Below are 17,367 nucleotides of genomic sequence, written 5' to 3'. Positions count from 1 at the left end.
AGCCATATCCACTAGATAGCGAATGAGGCGTGACATGCAAGTCTTGAGTTACACAGTCGCAACCGGATTGGCAGGAGATCCTACTGCGCCCGGAAGGCGAAGAGGCGGTGCAGTTAAAAAGAACCGATATCTGTCATGTTCTTTCAACCAGTTTCGCAAAGGCGTCAGATGCCAGAGCTCACCCAAATGTATTCCCAATTTGAACAGGCAGTGTTCATGCAATGGCAAAGCCGCGCAACAGTCCCCTCCGGTCTTTGCAGGATATGTTTCCACCGCATAATTATCGGCAATGATTACGGACAGTCCTGTATCTGTGATCCAGTTCAGCAACTTCTCGTCCCGGCCATTTAACGTGGCACAGGAATTATGCAGCCTGTCTTTATCCGGCTGGCCATTCATTTCCACCAACATCTGGGCAAATCCCGTATGCAGGCAGAGCATATCCCCTTCTTCGACTGATATTTTCTGCGCATCAAGCGTGCGCATTAAATCATCATAGCCCACGGAGACGGCATCCCTGCCAAATTCCCCTTCCAAATCAACCAGAACACCACGGCCCTGCACACCTGCCTCGGCCATTTTTTCAATGCCAAGCGCAGATGCTTTCATTTCACCGTTATGGGCCGAAGTTCCGATATGTTGATCAGCTCGATACCCATTATAATAGACCGCCTCAGCAACCCCGTCCCCATCAGCATCAAACTCATGCCCGACATGAGAAAGCCCGTCCCATTGTGAAGAGTACTGTAAATGAAGGAAAACGGCATCATCACTAATTACATCCCTGAACTGCTCGAAATCAGCGGATAACCGATAATTACTGTTAGGGAGTTCACCGCGCAGTGTCGGTTGCAACTTTGGTGGATGGCGACCTGCATTCAAAAGGTTGCCCCCAGGCAGATCGAGCGGGAGGCTCAGGCAAAACCGCTCCCCTGACTGAATTTCCTGAGCCGCTACTTTTATTTTCTCAGGCGTAATGAGGTTCAGACGACCAATTTGGTCGTCCTCTCCAAATTCCCCCCAATTTGACCCTTCAGGGCGATTTTTCCAACGCTTCATACTCACTCCTTTTATTATTTTTAATTGTGCGAGATCAGAAGGTGGTGTTAATGACGGAAATTGCTGCCCTTGCGATCCAGAATTCTTAACAAACCATCCCATTCAAGCGTGTTTCTGTCGCTTAAATCTGTAAATTGAGAAACCGCCGTTTCGCAAACCTCTTTGGGCGGAATAATAATCTCTGCACCTCCTGCGAGAGCATCAATTTGCGCCTGACAGGATTTTTCAAGGTAATAAATGCGGCGGAAAGCTTCGGAGACTGTACTGCCAACAGTCAACAACCCATGATTTCGAAGGATCATTGCGATATTGTCGTCCAGATCCCGCACAAGTCTCTCACGCTCATCCAGATTGAGGGCAATTCCCTCATATCCATGGTAGGCCAGCCGGTTATAAAACATCAGCGAATGCTGGCTGATTGGAAGCAAGCCCTGTTTCTGTGCGGAAACACCCATGCCAGCGCGCGTATGCGTATGCAAGACACAGGCGACATCATGGCGCGCACCATGTACTGCACTGTGAATAGTATAGCCTGCCGGATTAATTTTAAAATTTGTCTCATCCAGAACTTTGCCGTCGATATCGACCTTGACAAGGCTGGATGCGGAAATTTCGTCAAAAAACAAGCCGTACGGATTGATCAGAAACTGATCTTCTGTCCCCGGTATCCGTGCGGAAATGTGGGTGAAGATCAGGTCCGACATTCCGTAATGCGCCACAAGCTGGTAACAGGCAGCCAAGTCAACTCTGGTTTGCCACTCCTCATCCGAGACTTTCCCCTTGAGGCTCGGAACCATGTCAGCAATCAAATCTACACCCATAACCTATCCTTTCATTTATTTTTGCTTTTACCCTTGAACTGACTTTAGCATATTCTTGCCAATAACCAATTGCTGGATCTGTGTGGTGCCTTCATACAGTCGTAACAGGCGGACATCTCGATAGAAGCGCTCAACCTTGTATTCAGACATATAGCCTGCGCCGCCATGAATCTGCACTGCCCTATCAGCAATTCTACCTGCCGCCTCGGTTGTGAACATTTTGCAGCAGGCTGCCAGCATCGAAATCTCATCACCAGCATCAAATTTCGTTGCTGCGTCACGTGTCATGGATGTGCCTGCATATAATTCAGCCTGACTATCTGCGAGCATGGCCTGTACCAACTGAAATTCACCAATGGGACTTCCAAACTGCTTACGTTCCGCAGCATAATTCAGGGCTTCTTCGATAATACGTTCGGAAATACCCGTTGCAACAGAACTCAAATGCAAGCGGCCCCGGTCCAGAACCTTCATTGCAGTATAAAATCCCTGCCCTTCTTCACCGCCCAGTAGAGCGGAAGCAGGAACGCGTGCATTTTCAAAGATTACGTCACTTGTCTTTGTGCCTCGCTGACCCATTTTCTCGTCAGCTTTGGAGATATGAACGCCTTCAATAGAGGGATCGACAAGAAAAGCTGAAACACCGCTGGCACCTTTTTTGTTGGGGTCCGTGCGGGCCATGACAGTAAGCATGCCTGCGCGCAAAGCGTTGGTAATATAACGCTTTGTTCCGTTCAGCACATAGTGGTCGCCATCTTTGATCGCTGTCGTGCGCAATGATGCAGCATCTGAGCCCGCATCGGGCTCAGTCAGGCAGAAAGATGAACTTATTTCGCCTGTTGCGAGACGTGGCAGATATTGTTCTTTCTGTTCTTTCGTCCCTGTCATAACCAGACCCTGGCTGCCAATGCCAACGGTTGTCCCGATTACAGACCTGAAAGACAAGGACGCTTTGCAAAGCTCATGGATGATTTCACATTCCTGCAACATGCTCAGGCCAAGTCCTCCATATTCCTCGGGAATAGAAAGGCCAAACAGCCCCAGCTCACGCATATCCTGAATGATGTCTTCCGGGACGTCGTTAGTCTGCTCGACAGTATCCTCAGCGGGGATAAGACGTTCGCGGACAAATCGGGTTACTGTGTCTTTAACTTGACCGAATGTCTCGTTATCAAGTGCCATTAAATTTTCCTTTTTTATTGTTCGTTAGGCCCATGCCTGTCAGACCTTGATTGTGACTGTATTCTATTTTCAATAAGACCAAAATGAAACCCGTCTCATTCAAAAATCACGCTAAAGTTCAAAATCGCAATCTGTGGATGATTTACTTTCGGACCAAAAAAGCTTAGTCAATTGGGGATAACATTATTTCCGGGTTTAACAAATAACTGGCAGATGGGCTGAGAAGATGGTGCGAACACAAAAATGCCTCTTGCGAACTTTATGCACTCTGTTGACTGTACTCTTTTCCACTTCCATCCATGCAAATGAAAGTGCCAAACCACTCATTGATACACCGATACTGAGCGGAGGCGTACTGACAAACGGCTATGTACATGCCCGTGCAATTAGCGATGTGCTAAACACTTTACCAAACTTTGCAGTGTCCATCGATCCCGTCGCTGATAGCGGACCAAGGACACAAATGCTGCTAAGCGGCGCTCGCGAGTTTTGTATTTGCGATATGGAAAGTTATTTCGCACAGGAAGGATTGTTTGATTTTGCTCGCCCGGACAGGGGGCCATCCGGGCTGCGACTGATCATGTCCGCCTATTCCGACTTTAAGCTGGGACTTGCAATCGCTAAGGATTCAAATGCCAAATCCCTAACCGACCTTCGGGGAAAACGCATACCCTGGATCCGAGGGGCGAATCAGCTGAATGCCACCATGACAGCATTTTTGCGCTTTGCTGGCTTAAACTGGGAAGAAGTCCAAAAGCTGACCTACCCCGGCTATGACGAAGCGATGATAGGCTTTGCACGTAAACAGATAGATGCGATTGTAATTTCGGCGAATTTGCCAAAATTTACTAATCTGGAAAAAGGGCGGCGGCCTTTCTTTTTGGCAGACTTTAACAGCAGTCAAAAAATTGCCTGGCGCAGAATGAAATCCTTTGCGCCCTATTTGCAGCCAGTTTCATCGGGCAATTGGATGGGTGTCACACATCCTTACCCCTTACTTTTGACCACATCATCACAAAAGGACGAAACTGTCTATCACCTCACCAAAACAATTTCCGAAAACCTTGAAACAATCACCGAAATACTTCCAAATGCTGAAGGTTGGCATACGAGCTGGCAAAATTTTAAATGGGTCATTCCCTTTCACAGTGGTGCCGTGCAATATTTTCAGGAAATCGGTATCTGGTCTGATCAGGCACAGGCTCATCAAGACGCCCTTATCAGACGACAGAATATCCTGATCAAGGCGTTCGCTGACTTCAAAAGCAAGAACCCTGACCCCAAAACATTTCAAGTGGAATGGCAGAAATTTCGTGAACTTCAGTTAAACAGTTTAGCGGAACGATAAAACTGCTGTAATAAACGCTTGTTGCAATCACGCTCCGATCTAAAAGATCGGTGGAGACCTCAAAATTTAAGGTGTGGTAATGAAAAAAGGTATTCTAGTCGCCATCGCTATCATTCTTCTGCTGTTCATTGGTGGCATAGCATATATCTATTCATCCATTGGTTCGGTAATCTCCCAGTCTGTAGCACAAGCCGGGACGTCAATAACCCAAACTCAAGTCAGCGTGGCAAGCTCTGAATATTCAACAACTTCCGGCCTGGCAAAACTTTCAGAGGTGAAAGTTGCCAATCCCGCAGGCTTTTCAGTTGGAACAGCGCTTAACGTTGCGCAGGTCGATTTATGGATTGATCCGGAATCCCTGAATTCCGGAGTGATTATTGTAAAATCTGTCATCTTACAATCCCCGGAAGTCACCTACGAAATCAAGGACAGCACAGATAATTTACGCACCCTGAAGAAGCAGATTGAAGACTCGCTTAACAGAACGCAATCCAAGCCCGGAGAGAAAAAATTTCAATTTGATCAGGTCCACATCAAAAACGGCACAGTCTATGTAAACTCACCAGATTTTAACGGAGCTCGCCGAACGGCAACTTTGGGAACGATTTCTCTTACAAATCTGGGAAAAGGGCAAGGCGGGATGACATCAGCTGAATTCGCACATGTTTTAATTCTGGAAATTCTAAGAGAAACAACCATTGCGGCACTGAACACAGATTTACCCATTTCAGATCAAGCCCGAAATATAATGAACGGTGCACTGGATGAAACTGAAAACGCCATGAAGCTGCTGAGAAATCTGCTGAAATAAACCTTCTGATATATACACAAGTCAGTCTTCATACATTTGCCAGATTTATATTGCGACAACCTGCCCCCATATGCATAAAATCACACTGCAATAAACGTTTGTTTGGGGGAAAATTGTGAGCGAATCCTCGGGTGACAGCCCATATCGAAGCGACAACCGGCGGCAGGAACTAATGGCGGCGGCGGCGCATCTGTTTAATCAACGTGGGTATGACGCCACTTCCATGAGAGATATTGCTCGTGAAGCGGGGATGCTGGCGGGCTCCATGTATTATCATTTTCCGTCAAAAGACGACCTGATCATCGCCACATACGAAGAAGGAACCCGTCTGATTTCAGAAGCTGTTCTGGAAGCAATTAATGGCGTTACAGACCCTTGGGAGAGGCTTGATCGAGCGGCAGCAGCACATATGGAAACGTTATTCGGCGGGAACAATTTTTCCATTTTGCTGTGCGGCGACATCTCGCGCACCGCGCCGGCACTGCGCATTCGGCTCGTCGAAATTCGGGATAGCTATGATGAGCTTTTTAACTCTTTGATTGAGGCATTGCCATTGCCCGATGACGTCGACCCCACCTTGTTAAGACTTAGCCTTCTTGGGTCCCTGAACTGGTCTTCTAGCTGGTACAGACCAGGTGGGCAAACACCAGAACAAATTGGCTCGTTTTTTGTCAGGCTTTTACGTGATGGCCTAAAGGACAAATCTTAATTTAACACATAATTTTTGTATATTTTTTTTATTTACATAGAGAAAATATAAAATATATTGAAGCTCGTCTGTTGATGACTATATGAGTGCTTACAATATCTATCTGCGGATTGCTTGTGATGAAATTGAAGCCACAGGATCATATTAGTGCCCAACAGCGCCTGAAACTGTGAGAAAAGACAACACAAAGACATTATTTTCTCTTATAATTGTCTGTTAGAATGTGTTGAATGTTGATTGTCTTTAGTGCAAGACAAGACGCGAATTAGGAAGCGAGTAGCTAAGTTGAACGAAATGAACACGAATATGGCGCCTGACTCTGATGGTCGTACCGCGCTGCCCTCAGTCGTAATCCGTTTCGCAGGTGATTCCGGTGACGGCATTCAAATTACAGGTAGCCGATTTACTGATACGACAGCACTTGCCGGCAATGACTTGGCGACTTTCCCTGACTTCCCTGCCGAGATACGGGCGCCTGTTGGGACAACATTTGGTGTTTCCGCCTTCCAGATCAATTTTGGCGCGCGGCACATTGAAACACACGGAGATGACCCCAATGTACTGGTTGCCCTAAACCCGGCGGCTTTGAAAGTGAATATCAATCGCCTTAAAAAAGGCGGCAGCATCATTGTGGATACAGGTGCATTCAATACTCGAAATCTCAAAAAAGCTGGTTACGATTCCAACCCTCTGGAGGATGGCTCGCTAGATGATTACAAGCTTTTGGAAATTGACATTTCCAAGAATGTTCTGGAATCGGTGAAAGAATTTGGCCTATCTCAAAAAGAAGGCTTGCGGTGTAAAAACTTCTGGGTACTAGGCCTCGTTTACTGGATTTACGGACGCGACCGGACAGACACAATCGAATGGCTTAAAGCGAAATTTGCGAAACGTCCCGAAATTGCAGACGCCAATATTGCGGCGCTGAACGCTGGTCACATTTATGGCGAAGCGGCAGAACTGGGTGATAGCATTGGCCTGTTCTCTGTTGCGCCTGCTGAAATGACCAAAGGCTTGTATCGGACAGTTACAGGTGCGGAAGCACTTGCCTGGGGGCTTGTCGCTGGTGCAGAGCTTGCCGATCTGGACATCTTTTTCGGCTCCTACCCGATTACCCCTGCATCACCAGTTTTGCATTCTCTTGCGAAAATGAAGCAATTTGGCGTGAAGACATTTCAGGCCGAAGATGAAATTGCTGCAATCTGTTCAGCGATTGGCGCTTCATACGCGGGTGCTCTTGGCATTACCTCATCCTCTGGTCCCGGAATTGCGCTAAAAGGTGAAGCAATAGGCCTTGCCATATCGACAGAATTACCGTTGATCATTGTCAATTCACAGCGGGCGGGCCCTTCAACCGGTTTGCCGACCAAGACAGAGCAGTCTGATCTTTATCAGGCAGTTTATGGGCGAAATGGGGACGCACCGCTTGTGGTCCTCGCAGCTCATGGGCCGGGCGACTGTTTTGATACAGCCATCGAAGCCTGCCGACTGGCAACCAAATATATGACACCTGTGATGCTGCTAACTGATGGTTATATCGGGAATGCTGCTGAGCCTTGGCTTATTCCATCCTTGAGTGACTATGAAAGCTTTAAGGTAACGCACGAGACAGATGCTGAAAACTTCCACCCCTTTGACCGGGATGAGAAAACACTCGCTCGTAAATGGGCCATTCCGGGTACCGCTGGATTGGAACATCGCATCGGTGGCATTGAAAAAGAAGACGGCTCCGGCCATATCTCATACGAGCCTGCAAACCACCAACGGATGACGGATCTGCGGCGAGATAAAATCCTCAACATCGCCAAGGATATTCCTGCTGTGAAACCAGAGCAGGGCCCGGAAACAGGAAAACTTGCGGTTGTTGGCTGGGGATCTACCTATGGTCCGATTAGTCGGGCTGTTTCCAACAAATTGGCAGAGAATAAATCAGTTGCCCATATACATATCCGTAACTTGTGGCCATTGCCTGCGAATTTAGGGGATCTCTTGCGTGGATACGAGAAGGTGATTGTGCCGGAAATGAATGATGGTCAATTGAAAACCGTTTTGCGCGATCAATACCTGATTGACGCAAAACCCCTGACAAAAGTAACGGGGCAGCCGTTTAAGATCACCGAGATTGAAGCTGCAATCGACGCTGCGGTGGAGAGTTAAAATGAATGTAATTGCACCTAAAGAAAAATTAAAACCTGCGGATTTCGCCTCTGATCAGGAGGTTCGCTGGTGTCCCGGATGTGGCGATTACGCAATCCTGAAAGCCGTGCAACGAACATTGCCTGACCTGGATGTGCCAAAAGAGAATTATGTATTTGTCTCCGGTATTGGCTGTTCATCCCGCTTTCCTTACTATATGTCAACTTATGGTTTTCATACCATTCACGGGCGCGCACCTGCCTTTGCAACTGGCATCAAGGTCACAAACCCTGAGCTGGATGTATGGCTGGTCACCGGCGATGGTGACGGCTTCAGCATTGGTGGCAATCACATGCTCCATGTGCTGAGACGAAATGTGAATATGCAGATCCTGCTCTGCAATAACGAAATTTATGGCCTCACCAAGGGCCAATATTCGCCAACTTCAGAAACCGGGCTACGCACCCCGTCATCACCAACCGGTTCAGTTGAAAGCCCTCTAAAGCCCTGCGTTTTTGCACTGGGCTCTGGTGCCCGTTTCGTGGCGCGCGGATATGACATTCAAAAGAACCTGCCAGATACCTTGAAACGTGCACATGAGCATCAGGGAACCTCGCTGGTTGAAATATTACAAAATTGCATTGTTTATAATGATGCCGTTTTTGAAGATGTGTTAGCCCGCAATACTGCCGCAGAGCGTCAGATCCATGTGGAGCATGGCAAACCACTCTTGTTTGGTGCGGATGGCAATAAAGGTCTGCGACTAAACACAAAAAGCCTGACACTGGAAGTCGTGACCATTGGTGAAAATGGTGTAACCGAGGATGATATTCTGGTGCATGACGAAACCAACAAAGGCTTGGCCACCATGCTTGCGGAAATGGGAGGCGATGACATGCCAACTGCATTTGGCGTGCTCTATTGCAATCCGGCCCCCACATTCGAAGGTGGCGTAGACCAACAGATGGCAGTTGAGAAAGAAAAGGACGCCAGTCCGTCACTCGATGCACTGCTCAGGCAGGGCCATACCTGGCAGGTTTAATCGATAACTGCTACTCAAAAAGGTCGGAATCACCCCGGCCTTTTTTGCTTTTCAGGTGATTGCGCAGATGCGCGTTAATCAGATATCCGTTTTGTTTTGCTTGTTACGGTTGCGTTGGCGGTTTTTCGCTTGAGCATAATTAAGTCCGGCGACGATCGCCCAGATCGGGATCACAATGACAGCACCGATCAGAATATATTCTGCCGCCCAGCGGATATTGGAGAAGGCCCACCGATAAATATCGCCAATGGTGCCAGTCAGATTTTCAAAGACTTCAAGGGGGGTTACATCAAACAGCGTCAGCAGCCAGCCGACGAGAAACGATACCAGCAGCAATTTGACAATGGTAGATCCAATATTCTTTGACATTTACGCCCCTAACGATCTGAACACCTTCTGCGCGATCATAATCGGTGCCAAATACCGATACCAGCAAAAAGACAAAAAAAGCCCGGCTGCTTGAGCCGGGCTTTTCTGATTATCAGATTAACTGACTGATATTAGCTTTCATCGCTGATGATGATGCCTTTGGCTGCCAGCTCTTCTGCTGTCAGGCCGCCGGTTGTCTCACCAAGATCAACGTCACGAACTGTGATGGAGAAGTCTGTCTCGCCATCAATGGTGATAACTGTGTTATTACCATCCGCTGTCAGGTTTACATCCCCGGCACGATCGGCGTTTGCAATTCCGAGCTCGTCAAACAGGGCATCCAGATTAATGGTGTCCTCACCTTCAACGAAATCTTCGATTTCATCATCACCGTCAGTTGCCGCGTCAGAGAAGAAGAACTCGTCTTCGCCTTCGCCGCCGATCAGGACATCATCGCCTTCACCGCCGATCAGGGTGTCATCACCCTCACCGCCCATGAGGGTATCCCCATCTTCACCGGAGATCAGAATTTCATTCTCATCACCGCCCAGAAGCTGGTTACCGACCTGATACTGAACATCCACGTGAGCGGTATCTGTTTCATCGCCATCGCTCAAGGTGTAATCGAAGTCGCGATCACCCACATAAACGTTGTCGATATAACCACCCAATGTGTTTTCTGATGGCAGTCCCTGGAATTCGAGGCGGGTTGAGCCATCGGCCCCTTCCACTTCGAAGGTAAATTCCTGCCAGCCCGGTGTATCACCGGTCAGAACCGCAATCTGTACACCATTCCACACAACTGCAACATCATTGGTCGAGGTTGTCGTCCGCGGTGAGTACCAGAAACTCAATGTAAGCTCTTCACCTTCGGCAGTTGGAATATCCTGATACACATGGGAATTACTTGCGGTGTACTTCACTCCATCCCGCTTACCTTCATTATGGGAATCGAGCTCCATTTTGCTATTCCCATCCTGTGCCTGAATACCGCCCGTACCACCGAACTGGAGTTCGATCGGAGCAGGTGCCGCATCAAAATCAACGTTCCAACCTGGTAAGCTATGGTATGTTGCCCAACTGCTTCCATGTGATTTATTCACATCAGTGCCAACATCTTCAAAGCTTGGGTTTTCAACCGGTTAGAGCCTGGGACCGTCACAAAGTCACCGTCAATGAAAGCATCTGGTGTCACATCAGTGATCTCAAGCTCTTCATCCTCATCAATATCACTGTCATTCGCCATCAAGGCTGAATGCGGCACATCAATGTCTTCGCGAGTATTTGTGATCACGATGTCATCAACTGCAACCGGTGCATCATTTACACCGTCCACATTAATGGTAACCGTCGCGCTTTCACTTCCTTCAACATCTGCTGAATAGTCAAAGACAATCGTTGCAGTGTCACCGGTGTCCATTGGCTCCCACGCGGAGTCTGCAGCATCCGGAATATCCAGTGTTGCTGTCACCGCTTCCGGATCAGAGGCATCTACGATCAGCTGACCGTAATTGTCGCCGCCGTCAACCAGATCCAGTGTCCAGACGTCACCAGCACCATTTGCTGTCCAGTCACCTTGCGCAAAGTTGACCACTGTACCGCCACCAAGTGGTGTCGTCAGTGTCACCGCACCCGGTGTATTGAAGGTTGTGGTTTGTGCATTTGGAATGAAGTCCTGCTCGTTTGGATCGGCAGTAATCTGCTCGGTCACATCCGTATCTTCATCGGTCGTGATTGCATCGTCAATCAAGACCGGAACTTCAACACCATCCACGTGAACCGCAACATATTCAATGTCTTCCGCGTTCAGTACTCCACCACCGATGCTAGCACGCCAAAACCAGTATCTTCCACATCATTGGCAAATTTGGCGATCGCCTCTTCATGCGCTGCAAATTCCGCTGCTGTGAAGTAAAGCTCCAGCGTATCCGTGTCAGCATCACCGTAGTAGTTATCATATACACCGACATTTTCGCCATAGGTCCATCTCAGGACATCGTCTCCGGCACCACCATAGACATTGTCCCAGCCAGCACCGCCATCCAGGGTATCATCACCATGGTTTCCGCCCAGATTATCATCGCCAGAATCGCCGTCCATTGAGTCATTGCCGGCGCCACCGACCATGTCATCATGACCGTCACCACCACTCATAGTGTCGTCATCGGAGCCACCATCCATGGCGTCACCACTTGAGCCACCGAACATAACGTCATTACCGTCACCACCGGAGATGGTGTCTCGGGAAGATCCGCCATACATGGCGTCATTACCAGTACCGCCAGACATGTTATCCCAGTCAGCACCGCCATACATGACGTCGTTGCCACTATCGCCGTACATGTCATCGTCGTCGTAGCCACCATACATGACATCGTGACCAGAACCACCGAACATGGTGTCAATTTCTTCACCGCCATACATAGCGTCATTGCCGGCGTCACCATACATGGCATCGTAATCGTCACCACCATACATGACGTCATGTCCATGACCGCCTTGCATGGTGTCATCATCAGAACCGCCATACATGGTGTCATGTCCGCGACCACCACTCATGTCGTCGCCACCACTTCCACCATACATCAGGTCACGACCACGGCCGCCATCCATAGTGTCAAAGTTGGAACCGCCATACATGGTGTCACGACTGCTTCCACCTTCCATGGAATCGGCACCACTTCCACCATACATGAGATCCCGACCGGCACCACCTGTCATGGTGTCAGCACCACCGCCACCATCCATGTTGTCATGGCCAGCACCACCTGACATGATGTCATGGCCAGAATTGCCATCCATCACATCATTGCCGGTATCGCCGTCCATAATGTCATTTCCGCCACCGCCGAGCATGTCATCGTGACCTTCGCCACCGGCCATAACGTCGTTGCCAGCGTTACCTTCCATGAAGTCGTGGCCTTCACCGCCGAACAGGGTGTCGTCGCCGCCTTCACCGAGGATGAGGTCATCACCAGCACCGCCATACATCAGGTCGTCGCCACCGGAATCCTCATTGCTTCCACCATCACCATACATGATGTCAGAACCGTCACCACCGAACATGGTGTCATTGCCGAAGGTCAATTCACCGCCGTACAGGCCGCCGCCATACAGGCCACCACCGACGAGCTGGATAACCGGACCATTTCCAATGAAATCATCACCATACATCAGGTCAGCACCTTCGCCGCCTTCCATATAGTCGTTACCGGCACCGCCATACATCCAGTCGTCACCAGTTCCGCCATCCATGACGTCGTCGTCATTTTCGCCGAGCATTTCGTCATTTCCAGCGCCACCTGACATGGTGTCAGCACCGTCCTGGCCAAGCATCAAATCTTCGCCTTCGCCGCCGTGCATATCGTCATCACCGGTCCAGCCGTCCATATCGTCGTTACCGGTACCGCCAAACATTGCGTCGTTACCGCCGCCGCCGAGCATGAAGTCATTACCCGCGCCGCCATACATATGGTCGTCATCACCAATGCTGTCTTCGTCGCCATTGTCGCCAAACATGATGTCGTCGCCAGCGTCACCAAACATGGTGTCGGAGCTGCCTGAACCACCAAACATGGTGTCTACGCCATCACCGCCAGTCATCTGGTCATTGCCGGTGCCACCTTCCATTCGGTCGTCGCCAGCACCACCGTCCATGACGTCGTCACCAGCCTCACCAACCAAGTATCTTTACCGGTACCGCCCGACATGGTGTCTGCCCCGCTATCGCCAACCATAACGTCTTCACCTTCACCACCAAGCATCAGGTCATCACCAGCACCCCCGTCCACAAAGTCGTCGCCAGTACCACCAGACATTGTGTCATTGTCATCTTCACCAAGCATGAAGTCGTTTCCAGCGCCGCCGAACATCAGGTCATCGCCACGATGGCCCAGCATGAAGTCAGCACCGGCACCACCATGAATGGTATCATCACCGAAGCCACCATCCAGTTCATCATTGCCGGTACCGCCATACATTAAGTCATTACCAGCGCCGCCATACATCAGATCATTACCGGTACCGCCGCTCATATCGTCGTCACCAAACTGACCGTACATAACGTCTGCACCGTCATCACCGAAGATGGTATCAGCACCAGTACCGCCATCCATGAGGTCACTGCCATCTCCGCCGGACATAGAATCCGCGTCGGCGCCACCAAACAAGCTATCCGCTCCGGACCCGCCATCCATGACATCATCACCTGTGCCACCGCTTATATAGTCGTTGCCAGTACCACCATGAATCTCGTCGTTATTGTTGCCGCCAAACATGACGTCGTTATCTGCACCGCCATACATCAGATCGTCACCATCTTCGCCGTGCATTTCGTCATTACCAGCGCCACCTGACATGGTATCGGCACCTTCAAAACCAAACATGGTGTCTGCGCCTTCACCACCATACATCAGGTCATCACCGGTCCAGCCGTCCATTGTGTCGTTACCGGTACCGCCATGCATTGCGTCGTTACCGCCGCCGCCAAGCATGTAATCGTTACCGGAGCCGCCATACATATGGTCGTCGTCACCGTTGCTGTCTTGGTCGCCGTTATCGCCAAACATGATGTCGTCACCAGCGTCACCGAACATGCTATCGGAGCTGCCTGAGCCACCATACATGACGTCGTTACCATCACCGCCAGCCATCTGGTCGTTACCAGTACCGCCATACATAAAGTCATTACCGGCACCGCCGCTCATGACATCGTCACCGGCCTCACCGTACATTTCGTCATCACCGGCATCACCGAAAAGGCTATCCGCGCCTATGCCGCCAAGCAGGAAGTCGCGACCTTCTCCGCCATGCATATCGTCATTGCCGGTGCCACCTTCCATATAATCACCGCCCGTGCCGCCTGACATGATATCATGACCGTCGCCGCCGAACATTCTATCCCAGCCAGCTCCACCTTCCATGGTGTCAGCGCCATCGCCGCCTTCCATGTAGTCGGAGCCATCACCACCGTCCATGCTGTCGTGACCAGCGTCACCGAACATGACGTCATTGGCGTCACCACCATCCATGGTGTCATTATCAGCGCCGCCTTCCATATAGTCGTTTCCGGCACCACCCGACATGAAGTCATCACCAGCATCACCAAGCATGGAATCATCACCGACACCGCCTTGCATGCTATCGGCGCCGTCATCACCGAACATGATGTCATCGCCTTCATCACCATTCATACGGTCGGCACCTGACCCACCTTGCATGTTGTCGTTTCCAAAACCACCACCCATGTAATCATCGCCTGAACCACCACCCATGGTGTCTGCGCCGCCTTCACCGAACATGGTGTCATTACCGGATCCACCGCGCATGGTGTCATCGCCACCTTCCCACCAGCCAATGCCGCCGTCATCACCGAACATGGTGTCTGCGCCATCACCGCCGAACATGTCGTCATTGCCTGTTCCGCCCAACATGCTATCGGCGCCGCCTTCACCATACATGATGTCATCGCCGCTATCGCCGTCCATGATGTCATTGTCACCGATTGAACCGAACTGGCCGCTGTCACCATACATGACATCGTTATTGGCGCCACCGCTCATAGTGTCCTGGCTGCCTGTGCCGCCATACATCAGGTCCGCACCGTCCTGACCGAACATGTCGTCATTGCCGGCACCACCATACATGCTGTCATCGCCTGTACCGCCATACATGGAGTCATTGCCACTTTCGCCATACATGACGTCATTGCCACTTTCACCATACATACGATCACTGGCGCTGCCGCCATACATCAGATCATCGTCAGATCCACCATACATGTTATCGTAGCCTGAGCCACCATACATGGTGTCTTCATCGCTACCGCCATACATGTAGTCGCCGCCGGAGCCTCCATACATAATGTCGTTGCCGGAGCTACCATACATGCTGTCGTACCCGGTTCCGCCATACATGATGTCGTTACCAGCATTTCCGTACATGTCGTCAGAACCGCTATCGCCGTACATAATGTCATTGCCTTCATTGCCTTGCATGAAGTCATTGTCATTACCGCCGAACATGGTGTCTTCGCCGTGACCACCGTAAAGCGTATCTTCACCGGAATTACCCCGGATTTTGTCATCGCCGCTACCACCTGCAGCCACGTCATTTCCATGACCTGCCAGAATCAGGTCATCACCGCCCTGACCAAAGATGAAGTCATTGCCCCAACCACCGTAAATCAGGTCAGCGCCACCGTAGTTATATTCGGTGTAGTTGCGCAGATAGTTGTTAAATTCACGCGGTCCGAAATCATCGAGTTCAAAAAGCAACCCAAAATACAGGCCATATGTGCTAGGACCGCTAACTTCAGACAGATTTGCATTGTCGCCAAAGATGACGTCTGATCCGTCACCTGCAACAATAATATCGCGCATGTAATCCTGCGGGCTACCAATGTCGTTGCCGTAACCACCATACATGCTGTCTACAGTCACAAGACGCTGGATTGGGAAATCATTCCCGTAACCACCATACATGTCATCAAAGAAGGCTTCATCACCGACGAGAATATCGCCAGTTCCGGGTTCAAATGCGCCATCTTCGTCGCCGATTTCAGTAATGCCACCGTTGCCGTAGCCGCCATACATGCTGTCAAACGCTTTGGTTAGGATGAAGCCGCCATTACCATAGCCACCATACATGGCATCGCCAGCGCCACGGCGACCGAAGAGGACATCTGTACCGGTACCACCGATCAGAATATCATTGCCTTCATCGTCAATAATGACGTCACCGCCACTATTGCCATACATCATGTCGTTACCAGCACCGCCATCAAGGAAGTCATTGTGGGCACCGCCATCGAGCGTGTTAGAGCCTTCATCGCCAATGATAAAGTCCTGACCGCGACCGCCTTCAACGACACCATCTTCGTTGATAAAGGCTGAATCGTCTTCGCCATCCCCCATAAGGATGACGTTTTGACCATTATTGTCAGTTTCTTCATCTACACCCGGGATTGGCCCTGCAGGCTGACCAGGGTTCATGTCATCGTTATATGGGTCCTGTGGATTAGGATCATACCCATCATTAACCAGTCCAATTGTATGTGACTGATTGGTTGTCCAATCGCCCGCGGTGTTGGAATCGAAGTTATCAACGCGAGAGAAAATATTGTTCACATTGATATCATGGAAAAAGTCTTCGCCCAGCGGACCTTCTGCAACGATCTGGTCAAGCGTGATCGGCGCGTAGGCGTCAAAAATTGACTCACTCACCACTTCCTGAGTGGAAATTTGACCACTAAATGTGTCGCTATCGCCAAAAATATCCAAAATAGCAGGCGTTTCTGGCACACCCGTCCAGCCGGCATTCAATGCAGGTGGTACAAACTGCGCGCCATTGGCAAGGAACGTATCAACTTGCCCGACATCACCACCCAGTGACCAAGTCAATAGCACACCAAGCGGATCTGTTGTGTCCTCGCCCATCGGCCAGTCACCCACACCCGGAATGGAGCCGAAATCTGTGATATTTCCAGCGGCATCAAAAACAAGGTAGAGAGTCTCAACAACCGGGTCTTCTTCACCTTCTTGCACGGCCTGCAAGACAACAAGCTGTCCGCCCGGTGCAATCTCTAGTGTGGGCAGATCAAAGGAAACGGGGTCCCCGTCCGGTCCGATAATGGAAAGTGTCGTTACACCTTCACCCACTGTTGATGGGCCATTTCCTGCTGTTGACTGGGTTTCACCTGTCGCGTTACGCATTTCAACGAAATCAACGACACCGCCTGACAGTTCCAGGAATGAGTCAACTGCTGGACTATCAAGTTCAACCAGCTTCTGATAAAGGCTTGGGCCTTCTTCCACGACGGCAAAGGTAACGATATCACTTGGGCCATCGTCATTATAGCGTGGACCCAGAATCATTGTGCCCATGCCAATT

13 protein-coding genes are annotated in these 17,367 nt (G+C 50.1%); 5 read left to right on the top strand and 8 right to left on the bottom strand.

What is annotated here, in order from left to right:
* Positions 1-48: 48 nt before the first annotated feature.
* From JCM23214_RS05660 to JCM23214_RS05650, 3 genes are read right to left on the bottom strand one after another with little or no spacing between them, the layout of a single operon-like run.
* Complete coding sequence (locus tag JCM23214_RS05660) at positions 49-1,059, bottom strand: cyclase family protein (RefSeq protein ID WP_037492602.1); 1,011 nt, start codon at positions 1,057-1,059, stop codon at positions 49-51.
* Between the two features lie 47 nt (positions 1,060-1,106).
* A complete protein-coding gene (locus JCM23214_RS05655) occupies positions 1,107-1,880 on the bottom strand; it encodes a class II aldolase/adducin family protein (RefSeq protein WP_084264594.1) in 774 nt (257 codons plus the stop codon).
* Positions 1,881-1,907: 27 nt separating this feature from the next.
* Positions 1,908-3,062, bottom strand: coding sequence for an acyl-CoA dehydrogenase family protein (locus JCM23214_RS05650; RefSeq protein ID WP_025898072.1), 1,155 nt, complete (start codon positions 3,060-3,062; stop codon positions 1,908-1,910).
* A gap of 271 nt (positions 3,063-3,333) precedes the next feature.
* Here JCM23214_RS05650 and JCM23214_RS05645 point away from each other — a divergent pair, with 271 nt between their 5' ends.
* From JCM23214_RS05645 to JCM23214_RS19280, 5 genes are all read left to right on the top strand, one after another.
* A complete protein-coding gene (locus tag JCM23214_RS05645) occupies positions 3,334-4,410 on the top strand; it encodes a TAXI family TRAP transporter solute-binding subunit (RefSeq protein WP_159104304.1) in 1,077 nt (358 codons plus the stop codon).
* Between the two features lie 79 nt (positions 4,411-4,489).
* Entirely contained in the window at positions 4,490-5,221 is a 732-nt protein-coding gene (locus JCM23214_RS05640) for an AsmA family protein (RefSeq protein ID WP_025898069.1), read from the top strand.
* A gap of 115 nt (positions 5,222-5,336) precedes the next feature.
* Complete coding sequence (locus JCM23214_RS05635) at positions 5,337-5,930, top strand: TetR/AcrR family transcriptional regulator (RefSeq protein ID WP_025898067.1); 594 nt, start codon at positions 5,337-5,339, stop codon at positions 5,928-5,930.
* A gap of 306 nt (positions 5,931-6,236) precedes the next feature.
* Complete coding sequence (locus JCM23214_RS05630; protein ID WP_199899333.1) at positions 6,237-8,087, top strand: 2-oxoacid:acceptor oxidoreductase subunit alpha; 1,851 nt, start codon at positions 6,237-6,239, stop codon at positions 8,085-8,087.
* 1 nt (position 8,088) lies between these two features.
* Positions 8,089-9,108, top strand: coding sequence for a 2-oxoacid:ferredoxin oxidoreductase subunit beta (locus JCM23214_RS19280; RefSeq protein ID WP_037492599.1), 1,020 nt, complete (start codon positions 8,089-8,091; stop codon positions 9,106-9,108).
* Positions 9,109-9,186: 78 nt separating this feature from the next.
* On the opposite strand, the gene JCM23214_RS05620 is transcribed toward JCM23214_RS19280, so the two are convergent.
* From JCM23214_RS05620 to JCM23214_RS22155, 5 genes are all read right to left on the bottom strand, one after another.
* Positions 9,187-9,477: a DUF6460 domain-containing protein gene (locus JCM23214_RS05620; protein WP_025898064.1), complete on the bottom strand. Its 291-nt coding sequence runs from the start codon at positions 9,475-9,477 to the stop codon at positions 9,187-9,189.
* Positions 9,478-9,608: 131 nt separating this feature from the next.
* The gene (locus JCM23214_RS22160) at positions 9,609-10,580 is read right to left on the bottom strand and encodes a M10 family metallopeptidase C-terminal domain-containing protein (RefSeq protein WP_025898063.1); all 972 of its coding nucleotides are present in this window, start codon (positions 10,578-10,580) and stop codon (positions 9,609-9,611) included.
* On the bottom strand, positions 10,577-11,251 hold the full coding sequence (locus JCM23214_RS05610) for an Ig-like domain-containing protein (protein ID WP_025898061.1): 675 nt from the start codon (positions 11,249-11,251) through the stop codon (positions 10,577-10,579). Before JCM23214_RS05610 ends, JCM23214_RS22160 begins: the two co-directional genes overlap by 4 nt.
* 32 nt (positions 11,252-11,283) lie before the next feature.
* Positions 11,284-13,161 (bottom strand): calcium-binding protein, encoded by a 1,878-nt coding sequence (locus JCM23214_RS05605; RefSeq protein WP_148301775.1) that lies wholly within the window; start codon positions 13,159-13,161, stop codon positions 11,284-11,286.
* Positions 13,077-17,360, bottom strand: a complete 4,284-nt coding sequence (locus JCM23214_RS22155) for a calcium-binding protein (protein WP_025898059.1) — start codon at positions 17,358-17,360, stop codon at positions 13,077-13,079. The genes JCM23214_RS05605 and JCM23214_RS22155 overlap by 85 nt, the downstream gene beginning before the upstream one ends.
* Positions 17,361-17,367: the final 7 nt, after the last annotated feature.

The sequence above is a fragment of the Sneathiella glossodoripedis JCM 23214 genome (genome assembly GCF_000616095.1).
GTDB classification, from domain to species: domain Bacteria; phylum Pseudomonadota; class Alphaproteobacteria; order Sneathiellales; family Sneathiellaceae; genus Sneathiella; species Sneathiella glossodoripedis.
The sequence above is the reverse complement of the archived record's forward strand: the minus strand, read 5'-3'. Positions and strand labels throughout refer to the sequence as shown.